The following is an 18,429-nucleotide window of genomic DNA, read 5'->3' on the forward strand; positions in this document are numbered from 1 at the left end:
GTCAGACCGCGACCGGCGCCTTGATCGCCGGCAGCGGGTCGTAATGCTCGATGGCGATGTCGTCGTACGTGAAGCCGAAGATGTCGCGCACGTCCGGATTGAGCCGCAGCGTCGGCAACGCGCGCGGTGTGCGCGACAACTGTTCGCGCGCCTGCTCGAAGTGGTTCGAGTACAGGTGCGCATCGCCAAGCGTATGCACGAAATCGCCCACGCCCAGGCCGCATACCTGCGCGACCATGTGCGTCAGCAGCGCATAGCTGGCGATGTTGAACGGCACGCCGAGGAAGATGTCGCCGCTGCGCTGGTACAGCTGGCAACTGAGCTTTCCGTTGGCGACGTAGAACTGGAACATCGTGTGGCACGGCATCAACGCCATGCGCGGCAGGTCGGCGACATTCCACGCCGACACGATCAGCCGGCGCGAATCGGGATTGCGTTTGATCTCATCGACCACCCAGCGGATCTGGTCGATCTCGATGCCGTCCGCGCCGGCCCAGCGCCGCCACTGCTTGCCATAGACCGGGCCAAGCTCGCCATCGGCGTCGGCCCACTCGTCCCAGATGCTGACCTTGTTGTCCTTGAGGTAGGCGGTGTTGGTTTCGCCCTGCAGGAACCACAGCAGCTCGTGCACGATCGAGCGCAGGTGCAGCTTCTTGGTGGTGACCAGCGGGAAGCCTTCGGCGAGGTCGAAGCGCATCTGCCAGCCGAACACGCTGCGCGTGCCGGTACCGGTGCGGTCGGCCTTGTCGCTGCCGCTTTCCAGGACGTGACGCAGCAGGTCGAGGTATTGCTTCATTGCATCAACTCCCGTGGCTCAGCCCGCGCTCGGCGGAACGGCCAGCGGCTGCGGCTGCAACGTCGGCTGACGCCGCGACCACCACAGCCAGAACAGACCCAGCGCGATCAGCGGCAGGCTCAGCACCTGCCCCATCGTCAGCCAGCCGAAGGCGAGGTAGCCGATCTGCTGGTCGGGCACGCGCACGAATTCGACGAGGAAGCGGAAGCAGCCGTACAGCAGCGCGAACAGTCCCGACACCGCATAGCGCGGGCGCGGCTTGCTGGAGAACCACCACAACGCCAGGAACATCACCAGGCCTTCGAGCAGCGCCTGGTAGAGCTGCGAGGGGTGGCGCGCGTAACGATCCAGCGCGCCGCTGGCGAACTGGCTGTAGATCTGCTCCTGGCTCCAGCCGTCGAACTCCGGCGCACGCGGGAACACCACGCCCCAGCCGGCTTCGGTGAACTTGCCCCACAACTCGCCGCCGATGTAGTTGCCCAGGCGCCCGAAGCCCAGGCCCGGCGGAACCAGCGGCGCGATGAAGTCGACCGTGTCGAACAGGTGCAGACGATGCCGGCGCGACCACCACCAGGCCGCCACGACCACGCCGATCAGGCCACCGTGGAAGCTCATGCCGCCTTCCCAGATGCGCAGCAGCATCAACGGATCCTGCAGCAATGCCGGGAACGAATAGAAGAAGACGTAGCCCAGTCGCCCGCCCAGGACGACACCGAGCATCCCGTAGAACAGCAGGTCGCCGTAGGCCTGTTCGTTGACGCCGGGGAGGCGGCCGGCGCGGACACGGCGGCGGCCGAGCCACCAGGCAACGCCGAAGCCCAGCAGGTACATGATTCCGTACCAGTGCACCTGGAGCGGGCCGAGATGGAATGCGATCGGATCGATCTGGTGCAGGACGGTCATGCGGCGGTTCGGCTCCGGACGGCGTGGTGGCTATTGTGCCCTCTCCCCGCCCGCCTTGGGCGGGCGGGCTGACCGCAACGGCTAGAGGATGTACGGCAGATCGGGCAGCTCGTTGCTGTCGTGCACGCCTTCGCCGCGCGGGAAATGCTCGACCAGCAGCGCCGACAGCGCGTCGATGCCGGCCAGCACGCCGGCCTCGGCCTCGCCGCTGCGCATCCGCTCCTCGATCAGCTGGCACACGCCGCGCCACTGCTCGGCGCTGACGCGGCCCTCGAAGCCGCGATCGGCAACGATCTCGATGCGATGGTCGGCGAGCAGCAGGTACAGCAGCACGCCATTGTTGGCCTGCGTGTCCCATACCCGCAGGCGGGCGAAAACCTCGCTGGCCTGCTCGCGCGCCTCCACGCCGGACAGCACCTGGCGCGGATGCAGGCTCGGGTCGACCGCGAAGCAGATTTCGCCGGTGTGGTGCAGCTCGCTGGCGGCGATCGCCTCGGCGATGCGCTGCAGGCTCGCGGCCGGAAACAGTCGCTTGGCCGAAGGCGGAAAAAGGTGCTTGAACAGCCGCATGGTCACCAGCTCCCGGAGGCGCCACCGCCTCCGCTCATGCCGCCGCCACCGCCCCAGCCGCCACCGCCGCCGAAGCCCCCACCGCCGCCACCACCGAAGCCACCGCCACCCCAGCCGCCGAATCCACCGTGGCCGCGATCGCGCGCGAAGCGTCCCGACGGCACGCTGGCCAGCCCCATGAAGAAGCCGATGGCGGCGCCGATGCCGCCGACCACCATCATCGAGGAGATCAACCAGGCGATGCCGCCGGCAGCGCCGGCGCCGATCACACCGCGCAGCAGCGACGGCGCGCGGCCGAAGATGCCGCGCGCGATCTGGGCGACGATGAAGGCGACGAACAACGCGAACAACCAGCCGCTGCCACCGTTGCCGCGCGCCGGAGCGTGATCGGCCATGGGCGCCGGCAGCGGCTCGCCGTCGATCAGCTTGACCAGCGCGCCGCTGGCGTCGGCGATGCCACCGGCGTAATCGCCGGCGCGAAACCTGGGCACCAGGTATTCCTGGATCACCCGCGAGGAGGTGGCATCGGGAATCGCACCCTCCAGGCCATACCCCACTTCGATCTTGACCCGGCGGTCGTCCTTGGCGACCACCAGCAGGATGCCGTCATTGACGCCCTTGCGCCCGACCTTCCACTCGTCGAACACGCGCACCGCGTACTGGGCGATGTCCTCGGGGGCCGTGGTCGGCACCATCAGCACCTGCAGCTGGCTGCCCTTGCGTTGCTGCAACGCCAACGCCTGCGCCTCGAGCTGCTGGCGGGTGGTCGCGTCGATCGTGCCGGTGGTGTCGACCACCGGCGAGGTCATCGCCGGGATGGGCGCCAGCTGCTGCGCCTGCAACGAGGCGCAGGCGAGCAGCAACCCGGCCACGACCGGGGCGACCTGCGACCACAACCGCCGCGCGTTCACGGCAATGCTCCGCTACGGCTCACGCCCGGCTCAGCCGTTGGCCGGTGCCGGCTGCTGTTGCGGCGCCGGCTGCTGCGGCTGGGGTTGCTGAGGCTGCGCCGGCTGGCCGAAGTCGACCTTCGGCGCTTCCTGGATCTGCGCCTCGTTCTCGACCGTGAAATTCGGCTTGGGCTTGTAGCCGAACATCATCGCGGTGAGGTTGGTCGGGAACTGGCGGATGTAGGTGTTGTAGTCCTGCACCGTGCCGATGTAACGCTGGCGCTCGACGGTGATGCGGTTCTCGGTGCCTTCCAGCTGCGCCTGCAACTGCAGGAAGTTCTGGTCGGCCTTGAGCTGCGGATAGTTCTCGGTGACCACCAGCAGGCGGCCGATCGCGCTCTGCAATTCGCCCTGCGCCTGCTGGAACTGCGCCAGCGAGGCCGGATCGTTGGCGTTGACGTTGATGCTGCCGACCTTCGAACGCGCCTCGGTGACCTGGGTCAGCACCTGCTGCTCGTGGGTGGCGTAACCGCGGACTGTCGCGACCAGGTTCGGCACCAGATCGGCACGGCGCTTGTAGACGTTGAGCACCTGCGACCAGGCTGCCTTCACCGCTTCGTCTTTCGACTGGATGGTGTTGTAGCCGCAGCCGCTGAGCGCGACGGCCATGAGGACCAAAACGAGCGCTTGAACAAAGCGGGTCATGACGCGCGACTCCTTCCGTGACGATGGCAGGCATTGCAGCATCTACCGCGGCGGCATGCAAACCGACCGCGGGATAACGAATGTGTAACGGCCTCCTGCTCGGCCCTGCTCGGCCCCTACTCGGGCTGCAGGCGACGCTGAGCGCGCCGCTTCGCCCACAGGTTCAGGCACTCCACCAGCGCCGAAAAGCCCATCGCACCGTAGATGTAGCCCTTCGGGATGTGCAGCTCGAAACCGTCGGCGATCAGGTACACACCGACCAGCACGATGAAGGCCAGCGCCAGCATCTTGATCGTCGGATTGTGGTCGATGAAATTGCCCAGCGGCCGGGATGCCAGCAGCATCACGCCCACCGCGATCAGGATCGCCGCGACCATGACCGGGGTGTGGCTGGCCATGCCGACCGCGGCGATGACCGAGTCCAGCGAAAACACGATGTCGATCACCGCGATCTGCGCGATGACGCCCATGAACGACGCGACCGGCTTGGTGTGGATGTCCTCGGCCTCGTCCTCGCCGACGACCAGGTCCCGGATCTCCATCGAGCCCTTCACCAGCAGGAAGGCGCCGCCCAGGATCAGCACCAGATCGCGCACCGAAATGCCCTGGCCGAAGATCGAGAACAGGTCCGACGTCAGACCCGCCAGCCACGCCAGCGTCAGCAGCAAGCCGATACGGGTGAGGCAGGCCACGGCGATACCGAATTTGCGGGCCTTCTCGCGCTGCGTGTACGGCAGCTTGCTGACCGCGATCGAAATGAAGACGAGGTTGTCGATACCGAGCACGATCTCGATGGCGCTCAAGGTAACGAGGGTGATCCACACCTGCGGATCGGTCAGCAGCTCAACAATCACTTGCGGTTTCCTGCACTTTGGCTTTTGGGATTCTTATCTATGGATGCGAGCGGCGAACGCAGGGTTCACCACAGGCGGGGCACGACGATCGCGCCCCAGGTCAGCACAACGTTCATCATCAGCACGAACACCGCCGCCGAACCCATGTCCTTGGCCCGGCCGGCCAGTTCGTGGAACTCGGGACCGTAACGCTCGATCACCGCCTCCACCGCCGAATTGAGCAACTCGATGCTCAGCACCAGCAGCATCGACCCGACCAGCAGCACGCGCTCCACCGCGGTCTGCCCCAACCACCAGCCCAGCGGCGCCAGGACCACGAACAGGTACACCTCGAGCCGGAACGAAGACTCGTGCAGCCATGCCGCACGCAGGCCCTGCATCGACCACCTGGCAGCCTTGAGAACGCGCGCGGGACCGCGCGGCATGTGTCCGAATTCGTCAGCCACCGTGACGGCACTCCGGCGGCTCGCACAAGTGCTGGGACTGCTCGAAGATCGGCATGGACGGGTGTCTGGGAAAGGTGTGAAGGCGCGACCGGCGGTCGCGGCAGGGGGCCGATTTTGCCACAAGCCCCGAGCGCCTGCCCCGGCCTTTCTGAACGGCAGCCCGTCATGGCCGCCTAGCGTGTTTTTCGCGTGCCGTTAGCGTGCTAGGCCCTAACCTGAGTGACCCGCCCGATGGGAGGAAGACGCCATGTCCCGATGCGCTCTGCTGGCACGATTGGAGGCCAAGCCCGGCAAGGAAGAACAGCTCGAGCAGTTCCTTCGCAGCGCCCTGCCGCTGGCCGAAGCCGAGCCGGGCACGCGCACCTGGTTCGCCCTGCGCTTCGGACCGAGCAGTTTCGGGATCTATGACACCTTCGACACCGAGGCCGGCCGCCAGGCGCACCTGGACGGCCCGATCGCCGCGGCGCTGATGGAACGCGCCGACGAACTGCTGTCGCAGCCGCCGCAGATCGACCGGGTCGACCTGCTGGCCAGCAAGCTGCCGCACTGAGCCGCCCGTGGAGGTGCTCCGCTTCGGGGGGCGCTTTTGCCGTGGCGCTACTGCTGCCGCAACGCCTCGATCGGATCCAGCTGCGATGCCTTGCGCGCCGGGTAATAGCCGAAGAACAACCCGGTCATGATCGAGAAGCTCGCCGCCAGCGCAATCACCTGGCCGTTCAATGCAACCGGCAGCGAACCGAACTTTCCGACCAGCAACGCCCCGACCACGCCTATGGCGATGCCCAGCGCACCGCCGATCAGCGAGATCAGCATCGCCTCGGCCAGGAACTGCCGGCGCACGTCCGACGGACCGGCGCCCACCGCCATGCGCAGGCCAATCTCGCGGATGCGCTCGGTCACCGACACCAGCATGATGTTCATGATGCCGATGCCGCCGACGATCAGCGAAATCGTCGCCACCGCACCGAGCAGCAGCGACATCAATCGCGTCGTCGCCGTGCGCGTGGCGACGATCTCGGAGATGTTGCGCACATTGAAGTCATCATCCTCGCCCGGCTTGATGCGATGGCGCTGGCGCAGCAGCGCTTCCACTTCGCCCTGCGCGTAGCCCAGATCCTTGGCATCGGCCACCGTCAGCGCGATCTGCGTGACCGCACCGGCCGGCAGGCCCATCGCGCCCATCAGGCGACGGCGCGCCGTCTGCAGCGGCACCATCACCACGTCGTCCTGGTCCTGGCCGAAGCCGCCCTGGCCCTTGGGCTTGAGCGTGCCGACCACCGTGAACGGCACGCGCCCCAGGCGAATGGTCTGGCCCACGCCCGGGTCGTCGCCGAACAGCGTGCGTCGCACCGTCTCGCCGAGGATTACCACCTTGCCCGCGCTGGTGTAGTCCTGCGCATCGAAACCTTCGCCGTTGTCGATGACCCAGGCGTTGATGTCGAAGAAGTCCGGTTGCACGCCCTGCCAACTGGTCGAGGCATTGTTCTCCGCGTACACGACCTGGGTGCCGCCGCGCAGCGCGCCGGCGACGTACTGCACTTCCGGAATCTCGCTGCGGATCGCCTCGACGTCGCCCTCGTTGAGGGTGAAGAAGCTCGACGAGCTCTGCCGCGCACCACCACCACCCGGGCCGCGAGCGGCGCCGGAGCTGATGTCCAGGCGCTGCGAGCCCAGCCCCGACACCATCTTGTCGATCTCGGCCTGGGTGCCCTGCCCGACCGACACCATCACGATGACAGCTGCTATTCCGATGATCACGCCCAGCGACGTCAGGGCGCTGCGCATCCAGTTGCCACGCAGCGCATGGATCGCGGTGCGCAGGATGTCGGAGAAGTTCATGCCACGTCCTCCTGCGCATGCAGCTCGCCGTCGCGCATCACGTAGATGCGGTCGGCGTGCGCAGCGACTTCGGCGTCGTGGGTGATCAGCACCACGGTGTGGTTGTCGTCGCGCAGGCGCTTGAACAGCGCCAGGATCTCTTCGCCAGTCTTGCTGTCGAGCGCGCCGGTGGGTTCGTCGGCGAGCAGGATCGGCGGCCGGTTGATCAGCGCGCGGGCGATCGCCACGCGTTGCTGCTGGCCACCGGACAGCTCACTGGGACGATGGCCGACGCGTTCGCCCAGACCCACCGATACCAGCGCGGCACGGGCGCGCTCGAGCCGTTCGTGGGGCGGCACCTGCGCGTAGCCCAGCGGCATCGCCACGTTTTCCAGCGCGCTCATCCGCGGGAGCAGGTTGAAGCCCTGGAAGACAAAGCCAATCTTGTCGCGGCGCAGGACCGCCAGGTCCTCGGCATCCAGCGTCGACACGTCGACGCCATCGCAGTGGTAGCTGCCGGCGGTGGGGGTGTCGAGGCAGCCGATCAGGTTCATCAGCGTCGACTTGCCCGACCCCGACGGCCCCATGATCGCGACGAACTCGCCGCGGTCGATGCGCATGTCGACATCACGCAGGGCCAGCACTTCTGCCTCGGTGTGCGCCGAATAGGTCTTGCACAATCCGCGCGTGAGGATCACCGCCGGTTGCGCTGCCGGTGAGGAGGCGACCGCGCTCATTGCTGCGCACGCTCGCCGGTCACGATCAGGTCGCCCTGCTTGAGGCCGCCACCGGAGACTTCGGTGCTGCTGCCGTCGCTGGCGCCGATACGCACCATCACCATCTCAGGCTTGCCGCCGGCGAGACGGTAAAGCGGCGCGCGCTTGGCACTGAGCAGGGCCGCCAGCGCGCCGTCCCACTTGGCCTTCTGCGCATCGTCGAGGCTGCCGCGGAACCCGGCGAAATCCTCGCGGAAGCGGTCGGCCATGCGCTGGCGCATCTGCGCCTGCAGGTTGCCCGCGCCGCCGGCGCCGCCCGTCACCACCACGCCCGGTCCACCGCCGCCGGGGCCGCGACCACCGCCGCCGCCACCAAACAGGCGATTGCCGCCGCCGGATTGCGCCGCCTGCGCCTGCCGCGCGGCCTGGCGCTCGCGCACGGCAGTGATCGCAGCGTCGAATGCCGCCTGCTGCGAGGCACTCAGGTTGAGCGTGGTTGCGGTGCGGGTCAGGTCATCGATCACGCCGCTGCCGCCGCCCTGGCGGTTGGCCTGCGGTGCGGCCGCCGTGGCATTGCCCGCATCGTCGGCCGGCTTGAAGCGCAGCGCGGCGTTGGAGACCTTCAGCACATTGTCGCGACGGCTGACTTCGATCTCTGCATTGACGGTCAGCCCCGGCAACAAGGTGCCGTCGCTGTTGTCGACCGTCACCACGACCGGATAGGTGACAACATTGTTCGTGGTCGTCGCCGACAACCGGACCTGTTCGACGGTGCCGCGGAACTGCCGGTCCGGGAAGGCGTCGACGGTGAACGACACGCCCTGGCCGGTGCGGACCTGGCCGATGTCGGCTTCGTCCACCGCCAGTTCGATCTTCATCTTCGCCAGGTCCTCGGCGATCTTGAACAGTTCCGGCGCCTGCAGGCTGGCCGCCACGGTCTGGCCCGGTTCGATGCTGCGGGTCAGCACGACGCCGTCGACCGGCGAACGGATCACCGTGCGGTCGAGGTTGACCTGGGTCGTTTCGGTGGATGCGGTCTGCTGCTGGATCGAAGCCTGCGCGGCGTTGACCTGTGCACGCGCCTGGTCGAGCGCGGCGCGGGCCAGGTCGACGTCGCTGCGCGCAACCAGCTGGCGCGCGCCGAGGTCGGCCTTGCGGCGGTAGTCGAGCTCGGCATTCACCAGCGCCGCCTGCGCCTGCGACAGTGCGGCGCGGGCATTGGCGATCTGCGCGTTGCCCTGCGCGATCTGCGCCTGGTAGGTCTTGGGGTCGATGCGGGCGATGACCTGTCCGCGCTTGACCGGGTCGTTGAAGTCGACCAGCACGTCGGTCACCTGGCCGGAAATCTGGCTGCCGACGGTGACGGTCGAAATGGCGCTGAGCGTGCCGGTCGAGGAAATGGCGACGCGAATGTCGCCGCGTTCGACCGGAGCAGTGCGATACGCGCCAGTGGCGGCTTCGGCATCGCGCTGGCGGAAATACCAGAATCCGCCTCCGGCCAGCGCGAGCACGATGGCGGCGGCGATGCCGCGGCGGATCCACACATTGGACTTGCGGGCGGGGCTCGACGACTGGGGGGACTTGCGGGCTGCGCTCATGTGGCTCGATTCAAAGGTTATGCCCGCGCCAACGCGCGAAGTGGCGTTGCGTTGACAGCAGGAGGACCGGATGGTTCAGCCCATTGTCATCCCGGTGGCGCCATCCGCCTATCGACGCAACACCGCGCCTTACTGGAACCGGATCACCGCCGTCGTGCCCTGTCCCGGTTCGCTGGCCAGGGTGACCGGCCAGCCGAAGCGCTCGCCGAGCCTGCGCACGATCGACAGGCCCATGCCCTTGCCGTCGCTTTCGACAAACTCGGCACGGAAGAACGGGTCGAAGGCCTTGGCCAGGATCTCCGGCGACATGCCGATGCCGCTGTCGCGGATTACCACCCGGTCGGGCATGACGCGCACTTCGATGTGTCCGCTGCCGGTGAAGCGCACGGCGTTGCTGAGCAGGTTGCCGACCATCACCCGCAGCACGTGCGGCGGCGCCACCAGCCGCGGGCCACCCTCATCGTGGAAGGTCAGCTCGACCGGTCGCCCGGCCAGCATCGGCCGGATCCGCTCGACTTCGCTGGCGACGATGTCGCGCACCTCGAACTCCTCGCTTTGCGGCGCCACGTCGGCTTCGCGGGCGAGGATCAGGAAGGCCTCGATCACCGACTCCATGTCGCGGCCGGCCTGCTGCACGCGCGCCAGCGAGCGCTGCGCGCGCGGGCTGGTTTCCGGGTCGGCCAGCATCAGGTCGGTGGCCACTCGGATGACGGTCAGCGGCGTGCGCAGCTCATGGCTGGCGTCGCGGGTGAAGTTGCGCTCGCGACGGACGAAGTCGCTGACCCGCTCCGACAGCCCGGTCAGCGCCTTGGACAGCTTGCGCACTTCGTCGCTGGCGTCGGCGGGCAACCGCGCCGGCGCGATCGCGCTGGCGTCGGGGTCGCGCGGGTCCCAGTGCGCGACCTGGTTGGCGAGCCAGCTCACCGGCGTCACCAGTCGCTTTGAGGTCCGGTAGGTCAGCCAGATCAGCACACCGCTGGTGATCAGTGAGAGCAGCAGCGAGACCAGCCCGGTCATCAGCACCGACTGGTCGGCCATCCACGCCGAGAACACCAGGTACAGCGTTCCCTGCGGGCGGCGGTCGACATACACCAGGCTGCGGCTGTCGGGCAGGCGCTGCACGCCCGGGCCCAGGCCGTTCAATTCGGCCGGCAGCTTCGGATTGACCTGGCCGGGGATCACCACGTAGCCCGACATCGTCGAGCTGCTCGGAAGGCTGTGGTTGGGGTCGGCGGCGTACGCCTTCCAGAACGCCTGCGCTTCCTGTCGCACGCGCTGCTCGATGACTTCCTGGCGCACGATCACGCCGGCGAGCAGGATGCCCACCGTGATCACGATGCTGCCGATCAACGCCTGCGTGATGAACGCAAGCTTGATCCTGCGCGGAAGTCCGTGCCGCATGGCGCTGGCTGGTTACTCGGGTGGCTGCGAGATATCGGCAACGCGGTAGCCGGCACTCTGCACCGTGTGCAGCAGTTGCTTGTCGAACGGCTTGTCGATGGTCTTGCGCAGGTTGTAGAGATGGCTGCGCAAAGTGTCCGAATCGGGCAGGCCGTTGCCCCAGATCTCGCGCTCGATTTCCTGGCGGCTGACCACGCGTGGCGATTCGCGCATCAGTATCGTCAGCAGACGCAGGCCGATCGGCGAGAGCTGCAGTTCGCTGCCACCGCGGGTCACGCGCAGGCTGGCCGGATCGAGCACCAGGTCGGCGACCTTGAGCACTTCACCACCCACCTGGCGACGTTCGCGCCGGATCAACGCGCGCAACCGTGCTTCCAGTTCCTGGATGGCGAATGGCTTGGTCAGGTAATCGTCCGCCCCTGCCCCCAACCCCGTGAGCTTCTCGTCGAGCGTGTCGCGCGCGGTCAGCATCAGCACCGGCGTCGACTTGCGCGCCTCCTCGCGCAGCTTCTTGCACAACTCCACGCCGTCCATGCGTGGCAACATCAGATCCAGTACCACTACGTCATAGTTGTTTTCGGTCGCCAGTCGATAGCCATCAAGGCCGTCGCTGGCATAGTCCACCTCGAAGCCACGGCCCTCCAGATATTCGCCGACCATCTCCGAGATGTTGCGGTTGTCCTCCACGATCAGGACCAGACCGCCGTCCCTTGTGCCGGTACCCTGCATGCAAACCCCTCCAACCCTTCAGCTTTGTGAAGGCTGCCGATGACCGTGTGCATGTTTCGTGAAGGCGCGGTGTTTAAGCTGAACACAATCCCTACGGCCGACAATCCCCATGCCCGTTGAACGCATTTACCCCATCCTGCTGCTGCTTGGCTCGAACCTGTTCATGACCTTTGCCTGGTACGGGCACCTGAAGTACAAGTCGACTCCCCTGATGGCGGCGATCCTGGTCAGCTGGGGCATCGCCTTCTTCGAGTACTGCCTGATGGTGCCCGCCAACCGAATTGGCAGCGCGGTCTATTCGGCGCCTCAGCTCAAGGGCATGCAGGAAGTGATCACCCTGCTGGTGTTCGCCGGCTTCTCGGCCTGGTACCTGGGCGAACCGCTGAAATGGAACCACTGGGCCGGCTTCGCCCTGATCGCGGTGGCGGCCTGGCTGATCTTCCTGGAATGACGCAGGTACGGCCTAGAACCTGATCCTGCCGCTGAGCATGTCCTTGAACATCACCCAGTCGCCAGCGAACGAATAGATCGGATGGCGGAACGTCGCCGGGCGGTTCTTCTCGAAGAAGAAATGGCCGACCCAGGCGAAGCCATAGCCACACAGCAGCGCGGCCAGCAGCCACCAGCCATTGCGCTGGACGATCGCCAGGGCGAGCAGCACCAGCACGCCGCAGCTGCCGACGAAATGCAGACGCCGGCTGGTGCGATGGCTGTGCTCGCTGAGGTAGTACGGGTAGAACTCGCGGAAGCTGGCGAAGCGCTGCACGTTGTGACTCCCAGGGCCCCCGTTGGCCTGCAGCGGTGATCGTGCACCGGCTCCCGTACGCCGGCAAGCCCGTCCCGGGCAAAGCCCGTGTGCCGACGCGCAGGCCCGTCCCTACTCCCCTGACTTCTCCGCGGCCTTGGCTCGCTCCCAGTAGCGGTCCTGGGCTTCCAGCGACTGGCCTTCCAGTGCGGAGCCGTCGGCCTGCGCCAGTGATTCCATCGCCCGGAAGCGACGCTCGAACTTGTGGTTGGCCCGGCGCAACGCAGCGCCAACGTCGACCTTGGCATGGCGCGCGAGGTTGGCGCAGACGAACAGCACGTCGCCGATCTCGTCCTCCAGGCGGTCGCGCGCGGCGGCATCGTCGGGATCGGCGTCGAGCGCGGCGAACTCGGCCCGCACCTCCTCGATCTCTTCATGCAGCTTGGCGATCACCGGGGTGACCTCGGGCCAGTCGAAGCCGACCCGCGCGGCGCGCTTCTGCAGCTTCACCGCACGCTGCCACTCGGGCAGGCCGCGGGCGATGCCGGCGAGCGCGGACGTGTCCGGATGGCCGTTGTCCTCGCGCTCGCGGCGCTTGTGCTCCTCCCAGGCGAGGGTCTGCGCTTCGGAGTCCTCGACGGCGGCATCAGCGAACACGTGGGGATGGCGCCGTACCATCTTGTCGCTGATGGCGGCGACCACGTCGCCGAACTCGAAGGCGCCCTGCTCCTGCGCCATGCGCGCGTGGAACACCACCTGCAGCAGCAGGTCGCCCAGTTCGTCCTTGAGGTCGTCCAGATCGCCGCGATCGATCGCGTCGGCGACCTCGTAGGCCTCCTCGATCGTGTACGGCGCGATGCTGGCGAAGTCCTGCTCCACGTCCCACGGACAGCCGGTCTGCGGGTCGCGCAGCCGGGCCATGATGGCGAGCAGGCGCTCGATGGCCTGGTGTGCACAGACGTGCTGTCCTGAGACGTGTTGTCCAGAGACGCGTTGTGCAGGGGCGGTCATGGCCTGGCACACTCGCCCAGCCACTGCCGCCACGGCAGCGCGGTGTCGCCCAGGGCGATGAAGTCGCCGTTGAGGATGGCCTCGCGCTGGTTGTAGCGGAACGGGCGGCCCTGCGGGTCGAGCACTGCACCACCGGCGCCTTCGAGCACGCACTGGCCTGCGGCGGTATCCCACTCGCTGGTGGGGCCAAAGCGCGGGTAGATATCCAGCCGGCCTTCGGCGAGGGCGCAGAACTTCAGCGACGAGCCCAGGCCCAGCGGCTCGGCCGAACCCATGCGGGCGATGAACGATTCGGTGCGCGAATCGCGGTGCGAACGGCTGGCCGCCACGCGCAACGGGGCAGTCGCCGGCGCGCGTACGCGCACGGCCTGCTCATGGCCGCCTTCACGCCGAAACGCGCCCAGCGTGGCGCCGCCATGCCAGAGCGTGCCGGTCACCGGCGCCTGCACCACGCCGAACACGGCGACGCCGTCTTCGATCAGTGCGATGTTCACGGTGAACTCGCCGTTGCGCTTGACGAACTCGCGCGTTCCGTCGAGCGGATCGACCAGCCACAGCCGCTGCCACTGCCTGCGCTGCGCCGCAGGCACCACGTCGGCGCATTCCTCGGAGATCACCGGGATGTCCGGGGTCAACCGCGCCAGTCCATCGACGATGCAGCGGTGCGCAGCCAGGTCGGCCGCGGTCAGTGGCGAATTGTCGTCCTTGTGCTCGACGGCGAAGTCGCTGTCGTAGATGCCCAGGATGGCGGAGGCGGCGTCGTGTGCCAGCGCGATCACGCCTTCGCGCACCTCGGCAGGAATCGTGTTCGGCGTCATGTCTGGTGCGTCCTCAGCCACTCGCGGGCAATGAAAAGGGCGGCGATGCTGCGGCCTTCGGAGAAGTCCTCGCGCAGGATCAGCTGGTGCAGGTCGTCGAGCTTCCAGGGGACCACTTCCAGCTCCTCGGGCTCGTCACCCGGCAATCGCTCCGGGTACAGGTCGCGCGCCAGCACCAGGTGCGCCTGGTGGCTCATGTAGGTCGGGGCGAGGGTCAGCGAACGCAGCACGGTGATCGAGCGCGCGCCGTAGCCGGCCTCTTCCTTGAGTTCGCGGTCGGCGGCCTGCTCGGGCGTCTCGCCGGCGTCGATCCTGCCCTTGACCAGTCCCAGCTCGTAGCGGTGCACGCCTGCGGCGTACTCACGCACCAGCAACACGGTATCGGCGTCCAGCAGCGGCACCACCACCACCGCACCGTGGCCGCGCCCGTGCAGGCGCTCGTAGTGGCGGCGCTCGCCGTTGGCGAACTCCAGGTCGAGTCGTTCCAGCCGGTACGGGCCGGCGTCGTGTTCGGTGACGCTGTGGATGGTCGGCAGCCGGCGGCTCATGGCCTGGTTCCGTGGCAGGCCCCGGTCGCGGCGCTGCAGCGCGCGCCGCCAGGCGGGATAATGGAGGGATGCAGAAGAAGACTCACGATGACCAGATGCTAGCAGAGGCCGGTGTCGGGGCAGGTGCACATGCAGGCGATGCCGATGCCTGGCGCGCCCGCGACCTGGCGGTGCTGTGGCATCCGTGCACGCAGATGCGCGAGCATCCCCACACCCTGCCCCTGCTGCCGATCGCACGCGGCGAAGGCGCGTGGCTGGTCGGCCGCGACGGCCGCCACTACCTCGACGCGATCAGCAGCTGGTGGACCAACCTGTTCGGCCATGCCGAGCCGCGAATCGCCGCCGCCATCGCGCAACAGGCGATGACGCTCGAGCACGTCATCCTCGCCGGTTGCTCGCACGCGCCGGCAGTCGAGCTGGCCGAGCGATTGCTGACCATCGCCCCGCGCGAACCGGGGCGCGAACCGCTGAGCAAGGTGTTCTACGCCGACAACGGCTCGGCCGGCGTCGAGGTCGCGCTGAAGATGGCGTTCCACTGGTTCCGCAATCGCGGCGTCGAGCGCCGGACCAAGTTCATCGCGCTCGACAACGGCTACCACGGCGAAACCCTGGGCGCGCTCGCAGTCGGCGACATCCCGCTGTACCGGCGCGTCTATGCGCCGCTGCTGGCCGAAGCGTTGTTCGCACCCTCGCCTGACGCCTACCTGTGCGAGGAAGGCGAGACCCCGACCGATCGTGCGCGCCGCGCCGCCGATGCCCTGCGCATCGTGCTCGAGCAGCACGGTGAAGAGGTCTGCGCGCTGATCCTGGAACCGCGCGTGCAATGCGCAGGCGGCATGCGCATGCACGACCCGGCGTACCTCAAACTCGTACGCGAACTGTGCGATGCCCATGGCGTGTTCCTGATCTGCGACGAGATCGCGGTCGGCTTCGGACGTACCGGCACGCTGTTCGCCAGCGAGCAAAGTGGCGTCCAGCCGGACCTGCTGTGCCTGTCCAAGGGACTGACCGGCGGCGCCCTGCCGCTGGCGGCGGTGCTGGCCACGCAGACCATCTACGACGGCTTCCTCGACGATTCGCGCGAGAAGGCGTTCCTGCATTCGCACAGTTACACCGGCAACCCGCTGGCCTGTGCCGCCGCGCTGGCCAGCCTGGACATTTTCGCCAGCGACCAGGTGATCGTCCGCAACCGCGACACCGCGGCGCGGATGACGGCCCTGGCCGCGCCACTGGCTGACCACCGCCATGTCGCCGATGTGCGCCAGGCCGGCATGATCGTCGCCTTCGAACTGACGCCCGGCGGCAAACGCGGGGCCGCCTTCGAGCCTGCCGCGCGTGTCGGCCTGCGCGCCTACCGCGCCGCGCTCGACCGCGGCGTGCTGCTGCGACCGCTCGGCGACGTGCTGTACTGGATGCCGCCGTACTGCGTCGACGAGCGGGCATTGCAACTGCTTGCCGACACCACCCGCGCCGCCATCGACGAGGCCACTTCATGCGCATGACACGTGTCCACGTCGACCAGCCGCTGGCGGCCGGCAGCGAAGTCGTCCTGCCCGAAAGCGCGGCAGCCCATCTCGGCCGGGTCCTGCGCCTGGGCGTTGGCGACGCCTGCGTGCTGTTCAACGGCGATGGCCACGACTACGCGGCGCGGATCATCGCCCTGGGCAAGCGCGAGCTGCGCGTGGCGATCGATGCGTCCAGCCAGGTCGATCGCGAGTCGCCATTGCGGCTGGTGCTGCTGCAGGGCGTGGCGCGCGGCGAGAAGATGGACCTGATCCTGCAGAAGGCGACCGAGCTGGGCGCCGCCGCATTCCATCCGCTGTGGTCGCAGCGCAGCGAAGTGAAACTCGATGAGGCCCGCGCGGAGAAGCGGCTTGCGCACTGGCGCAGCGTGGTGTCGTCGGCGTGCGAGCAGAGCGGCCGTGCCGCCGTGCCCGCGGTCGCCGCGCCGGTCACGCTGGCAGCCACGCTGGCAGCGCTGCCTGCGGGCGGCCTGCGCCTGATCCTGGACCCGGAAGGCGAGCTGTCATTCACCGGCCTGTCGCCGGACATCAGCGCGCCGGTGTACCTGGCGATCGGTCCGGAAGGCGGCTGGTCGCCGCTCGATCGCGAGCAGCTGCGCGCAGCAGGCTTCCAGGGGCTGCGGCTGGGCCCGCGCATCCTGCGCACCGAAAGCGCGGGCCTGGCGGCGGTTGCGGCGTTGCAGGCGCGGTTCGGCGACCTGCAGTAGGGCATGGATCCCCGCCTCCGCGGGGATGACGAATCTCGGGATGACGGTCAGATCTTGAAGTAGATCTTTCGCGCGTCGAGCACGCGCACGACCAGCCACCACACCAGGACGAACGCGATCGCATACGCCAGCGACGGCACGAACGGCCCGAAGCGCGGCGTCATCCAAGCGGCGAACGCGTGCTGGTACAGCGGCTCAAGCCAGCCGAAAGCGACCAGCGCGTACAGCATGAAAGCCGAGCCCGCATAGGCGGCGATCGCGTTGACGCCGAAGGCCCTGCCCAGTGCGGGAAGTCCCTGGCGATCGACCAACCGGTGCGCCAGCGCCAGCACCCAGCAGGCGATGCCGCCGGTCCAGAGCACATAGGACGACGTCCACAGGTTCTTGTTGAGCGGTTGCCACCACGACCAGGCCAGACCCAGTGCCATGGCGACTGCACCGGCCAGCCACAGCGCGCGCGAATCACCGCGCCGCAACCAGTCGCCGGCGCGGATGCCCAGTACGGTGGTCGCCAGCGCGCCCAGCGTGCTCACCAGGCCTTCGGGATCATGACCGCGGCCGCTGGCCGGATCGATCTGGTACACGTGCACGCCCAGCAGCGCGTGGTCGACGCGGCTGGCGATATTGACGAAGGGTTCGTAGCTGCCGCCGGCCGCCAGCAATGCCCCGTAGCCCAGCAGCAGGCCGGCGAGCACCAGCCATTGCGTGCGCGGCCGCGTGTACAGCGCGAGCATGCCCGCCGCGGCGAAACACAGACCGATCCGCTGCAGCACGCCAAACACGCGGTAGTGGGCCAGGTCGAAAGCCCACAGCGCGCACAGATGCAGCAGCAGGCCCAGGCCGACGATGCGCGCGGCGCGCGTCAGTACGCTTCGCGTCAGTGCGGCGCGCGCGTCGCCACGCTCCAGGCGCGGCATCAACGCCAGCGTGATCGACACGCCGACGATGAACAGGAACATCGGGAAGACCAGGTCGGTCGGCGTGCAGCCGTTCCACGCCGAGTGCTCCAGTGGCGCGTAGACATGGCCCCAGTCGCCGGGGTTGTTGACCAGCAGCATCGCCGCAACGGTGATGCCACGCAGCGCATCCACCGAGGCAAAGCGCGTCGGCGCTGCCACGGTCGTTGTGGTCAAGCCGCCTGCACCAGCACCGCGCCGACCTGGGCCTCGATCGACTCCAGGTCAGGCAGGAACGCCGCATCCTCGTTGAGCAGTACCCGCGCCTGCACGCCGTTGGGCAGCTCGTTGGCGTCGTCCACCACCACCAGGGTGTCGCGCGACACGGTGACCAGGCGCGGGAAGCCCTGGGTCAGCATGGCGAAGTACGGCGCACGCGGGTTGCCACCGAGCGCACGCAGCACCACCACCTTGCTGCCCAGGCCACCGCGTTCGTCGGCCAGGCCGGCCAGTCGTGCGAATGCCACCAGCGGCAGCTGCCAGCCGCGCCAGCGCATGCGGCCCAGCAGCCAGTCCGGCACGTCGGCCAGCGGTTCGGGCTCGGCGTACGACAGCACTTCGGCGATGGTCGCGTTGGGCAGCAGCAGGCGGCCGCCGGCAACCTGGATCAACACGCCCCGGATGTCGTTTTCGACAACCGGAACCGAGGCGGCGTGCTTGCCGCCGGAATGATTGGAATGGTTTCGATGCGGCAT

22 protein-coding genes are annotated in these 18,429 nt (G+C 68.0%); 4 read left to right on the top strand and 18 right to left on the bottom strand.

Going from position 1 to position 18,429, the window contains the following annotated elements:
- Nucleotide 1 precedes the first annotated feature (1 nt).
- The 7 genes from AB4Y64_RS16715 to AB4Y64_RS16745 form a co-directional block, all read right to left on the bottom strand.
- Nucleotides 2-796 (bottom strand): thymidylate synthase, encoded by a 795-nt coding sequence (locus AB4Y64_RS16715; RefSeq protein WP_441817601.1) that lies wholly within the window; start codon nt 794-796, stop codon nt 2-4.
- Between the two features lie 18 nt (nt 797-814).
- The gene (lgt, locus tag AB4Y64_RS16720) at nt 815-1,699 is read right to left on the bottom strand and encodes a prolipoprotein diacylglyceryl transferase (protein ID WP_441817602.1); all 885 of its coding nucleotides are present in this window, start codon (nt 1,697-1,699) and stop codon (nt 815-817) included.
- Nucleotides 1,700-1,780: 81 nt separating this feature from the next.
- A complete protein-coding gene (locus AB4Y64_RS16725) occupies nt 1,781-2,269 on the bottom strand; it encodes a TPM domain-containing protein (RefSeq protein ID WP_441817603.1) in 489 nt (162 codons plus the stop codon).
- A 2-nt stretch (nt 2,270-2,271) separates the two neighbouring features.
- Nucleotides 2,272-3,141 (bottom strand): TPM domain-containing protein, encoded by an 870-nt coding sequence (locus AB4Y64_RS16730; RefSeq protein WP_441817648.1) that lies wholly within the window; start codon nt 3,139-3,141, stop codon nt 2,272-2,274.
- A gap of 69 nt (nt 3,142-3,210) precedes the next feature.
- Nucleotides 3,211-3,864: a LemA family protein gene (locus AB4Y64_RS16735; protein WP_441817604.1), complete on the bottom strand. Its 654-nt coding sequence runs from the start codon at nt 3,862-3,864 to the stop codon at nt 3,211-3,213.
- Nucleotides 3,865-3,980: 116 nt separating this feature from the next.
- On the bottom strand, nt 3,981-4,718 hold the full coding sequence (locus tag AB4Y64_RS16740; protein ID WP_441817605.1) for a TerC family protein: 738 nt from the start codon (nt 4,716-4,718) through the stop codon (nt 3,981-3,983).
- A gap of 65 nt (nt 4,719-4,783) precedes the next feature.
- Nucleotides 4,784-5,164 carry a diacylglycerol kinase gene (locus AB4Y64_RS16745; protein WP_441817606.1) on the bottom strand — a complete coding sequence of 127 codons (381 nt, stop codon included), beginning with the start codon at nt 5,162-5,164 and terminating at the stop codon, nt 4,784-4,786.
- 247 nt (nt 5,165-5,411) lie between these two features.
- Here AB4Y64_RS16745 and AB4Y64_RS16750 point away from each other — a divergent pair, with 247 nt between their 5' ends.
- Nucleotides 5,412-5,714, top strand: coding sequence for a putative quinol monooxygenase (locus AB4Y64_RS16750; RefSeq protein WP_441817607.1), 303 nt, complete (start codon nt 5,412-5,414; stop codon nt 5,712-5,714).
- A 47-nt stretch (nt 5,715-5,761) separates the two neighbouring features.
- Here the strand turns inward: AB4Y64_RS16750 and AB4Y64_RS16755 are convergent, their stop codons facing one another.
- The 5 genes from AB4Y64_RS16755 to AB4Y64_RS16775 form a co-directional block, all read right to left on the bottom strand.
- Nucleotides 5,762-7,003 carry an ABC transporter permease gene (locus AB4Y64_RS16755; RefSeq protein ID WP_441817608.1) on the bottom strand — a complete coding sequence of 414 codons (1,242 nt, stop codon included), beginning with the start codon at nt 7,001-7,003 and terminating at the stop codon, nt 5,762-5,764.
- Complete coding sequence (locus tag AB4Y64_RS16760; RefSeq protein WP_441817609.1) at nt 7,000-7,719, bottom strand: ABC transporter ATP-binding protein; 720 nt, start codon at nt 7,717-7,719, stop codon at nt 7,000-7,002. Before AB4Y64_RS16760 ends, AB4Y64_RS16755 begins: the two co-directional genes overlap by 4 nt.
- On the bottom strand, nt 7,716-9,296 hold the full coding sequence (locus tag AB4Y64_RS16765; RefSeq protein ID WP_441817610.1) for an efflux RND transporter periplasmic adaptor subunit: 1,581 nt from the start codon (nt 9,294-9,296) through the stop codon (nt 7,716-7,718). The genes AB4Y64_RS16760 and AB4Y64_RS16765 overlap by 4 nt, the downstream gene beginning before the upstream one ends.
- Nucleotides 9,297-9,425: 129 nt before the next feature.
- Nucleotides 9,426-10,697: a sensor histidine kinase gene (locus AB4Y64_RS16770; protein ID WP_441817611.1), complete on the bottom strand. Its 1,272-nt coding sequence runs from the start codon at nt 10,695-10,697 to the stop codon at nt 9,426-9,428.
- A 12-nt stretch (nt 10,698-10,709) separates the two neighbouring features.
- Nucleotides 10,710-11,426 (bottom strand): response regulator transcription factor, encoded by a 717-nt coding sequence (locus AB4Y64_RS16775; RefSeq protein WP_158733290.1) that lies wholly within the window; start codon nt 11,424-11,426, stop codon nt 10,710-10,712.
- Nucleotides 11,427-11,535: 109 nt separating this feature from the next.
- Between AB4Y64_RS16775 and AB4Y64_RS16780 the strand changes: the two genes are divergently transcribed.
- Nucleotides 11,536-11,877 (top strand): DMT family protein, encoded by a 342-nt coding sequence (locus tag AB4Y64_RS16780; RefSeq protein ID WP_441817612.1) that lies wholly within the window; start codon nt 11,536-11,538, stop codon nt 11,875-11,877.
- A 12-nt stretch (nt 11,878-11,889) separates the two neighbouring features.
- Here the strand turns inward: AB4Y64_RS16780 and AB4Y64_RS16785 are convergent, their stop codons facing one another.
- The 4 genes from AB4Y64_RS16785 to nudE all read right to left on the bottom strand — a co-directional run bounded on the left by AB4Y64_RS16785 (nt 11,890) and on the right by nudE (nt 14,548).
- Nucleotides 11,890-12,192: an Mpo1-like protein gene (locus AB4Y64_RS16785; RefSeq protein WP_441817613.1), complete on the bottom strand. Its 303-nt coding sequence runs from the start codon at nt 12,190-12,192 to the stop codon at nt 11,890-11,892.
- 111 nt (nt 12,193-12,303) lie between these two features.
- Nucleotides 12,304-13,182 (bottom strand): nucleoside triphosphate pyrophosphohydrolase, encoded by an 879-nt coding sequence (gene mazG / locus AB4Y64_RS16790; RefSeq protein ID WP_441817614.1) that lies wholly within the window; start codon nt 13,180-13,182, stop codon nt 12,304-12,306.
- Nucleotides 13,179-14,000, bottom strand: a complete 822-nt coding sequence (gene cysQ / locus AB4Y64_RS16795) for a 3'(2'),5'-bisphosphate nucleotidase CysQ (RefSeq protein WP_441817615.1) — start codon at nt 13,998-14,000, stop codon at nt 13,179-13,181. Before cysQ ends, mazG begins: the two co-directional genes overlap by 4 nt.
- Entirely contained in the window at nt 13,997-14,548 is a 552-nt protein-coding gene (gene nudE, locus AB4Y64_RS16800; RefSeq protein WP_441817616.1) for an ADP compounds hydrolase NudE, read from the bottom strand. The genes cysQ and nudE overlap by 4 nt, the downstream gene beginning before the upstream one ends.
- Nucleotides 14,549-14,616: 68 nt before the next feature.
- On the opposite strand from nudE, the gene bioA reads away from it, so the two are divergent.
- Nucleotides 14,617-16,050: an adenosylmethionine--8-amino-7-oxononanoate transaminase gene (gene bioA, locus AB4Y64_RS16805; protein WP_441817617.1), complete on the top strand. Its 1,434-nt coding sequence runs from the start codon at nt 14,617-14,619 to the stop codon at nt 16,048-16,050.
- Nucleotides 16,041-16,778, top strand: a complete 738-nt coding sequence (locus tag AB4Y64_RS16810) for a 16S rRNA (uracil(1498)-N(3))-methyltransferase (protein WP_441817618.1) — start codon at nt 16,041-16,043, stop codon at nt 16,776-16,778. Before bioA ends, AB4Y64_RS16810 begins: the two co-directional genes overlap by 10 nt.
- A gap of 47 nt (nt 16,779-16,825) precedes the next feature.
- Here AB4Y64_RS16810 and AB4Y64_RS16815 read toward each other — a convergent pair whose 3' ends face one another.
- Together AB4Y64_RS16815 and AB4Y64_RS16820 are read right to left on the bottom strand one after the other, a co-directional pair.
- The gene (locus AB4Y64_RS16815) at nt 16,826-17,911 is read right to left on the bottom strand and encodes an acyltransferase family protein (RefSeq protein WP_441817619.1); all 1,086 of its coding nucleotides are present in this window, start codon (nt 17,909-17,911) and stop codon (nt 16,826-16,828) included.
- Nucleotides 17,908-18,429 (bottom strand): chemotaxis protein CheW, encoded by a 522-nt coding sequence (locus tag AB4Y64_RS16820; protein ID WP_441817620.1) that lies wholly within the window; start codon nt 18,427-18,429, stop codon nt 17,908-17,910. The genes AB4Y64_RS16815 and AB4Y64_RS16820 overlap by 4 nt, the downstream gene beginning before the upstream one ends.

Source organism: Lysobacter sp. TAF61, from assembly GCF_052113485.1.
GTDB lineage: Bacteria > Pseudomonadota > Gammaproteobacteria > Xanthomonadales > Xanthomonadaceae > Lysobacter_J.

What these genes read in the sequence shown, in the direction of transcription:
- lgt (WP_441817602.1), bottom strand. Translation starts at nt 1,699, where the DNA reads ATGACCGTCCTGCACCAGATCGATCCGATCGCATTCCATCTCGGCCCG.
- AB4Y64_RS16735 (WP_441817604.1), bottom strand. Translation starts at nt 3,864, where the DNA reads ATGACCCGCTTTGTTCAAGCGCTCGTTTTGGTCCTCATGGCCGTCGCG.
- mazG (WP_441817614.1), bottom strand. Translation starts at nt 13,182, where the DNA reads ATGACCGCCCCTGCACAACGCGTCTCTGGACAACACGTCTCAGGACAG.
- AB4Y64_RS16755 (WP_441817608.1), bottom strand. Translation starts at nt 7,003, where the DNA reads ATGAACTTCTCCGACATCCTGCGCACCGCGATCCATGCGCTGCGTGGC.
- AB4Y64_RS16820 (WP_441817620.1), bottom strand. Translation starts at nt 18,429, where the DNA reads ATGCCGCATCGAAACCATTCCAATCATTCCGGCGGCAAGCACGCCGCC.
- AB4Y64_RS16715 (WP_441817601.1), bottom strand. Translation starts at nt 796, where the DNA reads ATGAAGCAATACCTCGACCTGCTGCGTCACGTCCTGGAAAGCGGCAGC.
- AB4Y64_RS16750 (WP_441817607.1), top strand. Translation starts at nt 5,412, where the DNA reads ATGTCCCGATGCGCTCTGCTGGCACGATTGGAGGCCAAGCCCGGCAAG.
- AB4Y64_RS16780 (WP_441817612.1), top strand. Translation starts at nt 11,536, where the DNA reads ATGCCCGTTGAACGCATTTACCCCATCCTGCTGCTGCTTGGCTCGAAC.
- AB4Y64_RS16775 (WP_158733290.1), bottom strand. Translation starts at nt 11,426, where the DNA reads ATGCAGGGTACCGGCACAAGGGACGGCGGTCTGGTCCTGATCGTGGAG.
- AB4Y64_RS16725 (WP_441817603.1), bottom strand. Translation starts at nt 2,269, where the DNA reads ATGCGGCTGTTCAAGCACCTTTTTCCGCCTTCGGCCAAGCGACTGTTT.
- bioA (WP_441817617.1), top strand. Translation starts at nt 14,617, where the DNA reads ATGCAGAAGAAGACTCACGATGACCAGATGCTAGCAGAGGCCGGTGTC.
- nudE (WP_441817616.1), bottom strand. Translation starts at nt 14,548, where the DNA reads ATGAGCCGCCGGCTGCCGACCATCCACAGCGTCACCGAACACGACGCC.
- AB4Y64_RS16770 (WP_441817611.1), bottom strand. Translation starts at nt 10,697, where the DNA reads ATGCGGCACGGACTTCCGCGCAGGATCAAGCTTGCGTTCATCACGCAG.
- AB4Y64_RS16760 (WP_441817609.1), bottom strand. Translation starts at nt 7,719, where the DNA reads ATGAGCGCGGTCGCCTCCTCACCGGCAGCGCAACCGGCGGTGATCCTC.
- cysQ (WP_441817615.1), bottom strand. Translation starts at nt 14,000, where the DNA reads ATGACGCCGAACACGATTCCTGCCGAGGTGCGCGAAGGCGTGATCGCG.
- AB4Y64_RS16765 (WP_441817610.1), bottom strand. Translation starts at nt 9,296, where the DNA reads ATGAGCGCAGCCCGCAAGTCCCCCCAGTCGTCGAGCCCCGCCCGCAAG.
- AB4Y64_RS16810 (WP_441817618.1), top strand. Translation starts at nt 16,041, where the DNA reads ATGCGCATGACACGTGTCCACGTCGACCAGCCGCTGGCGGCCGGCAGC.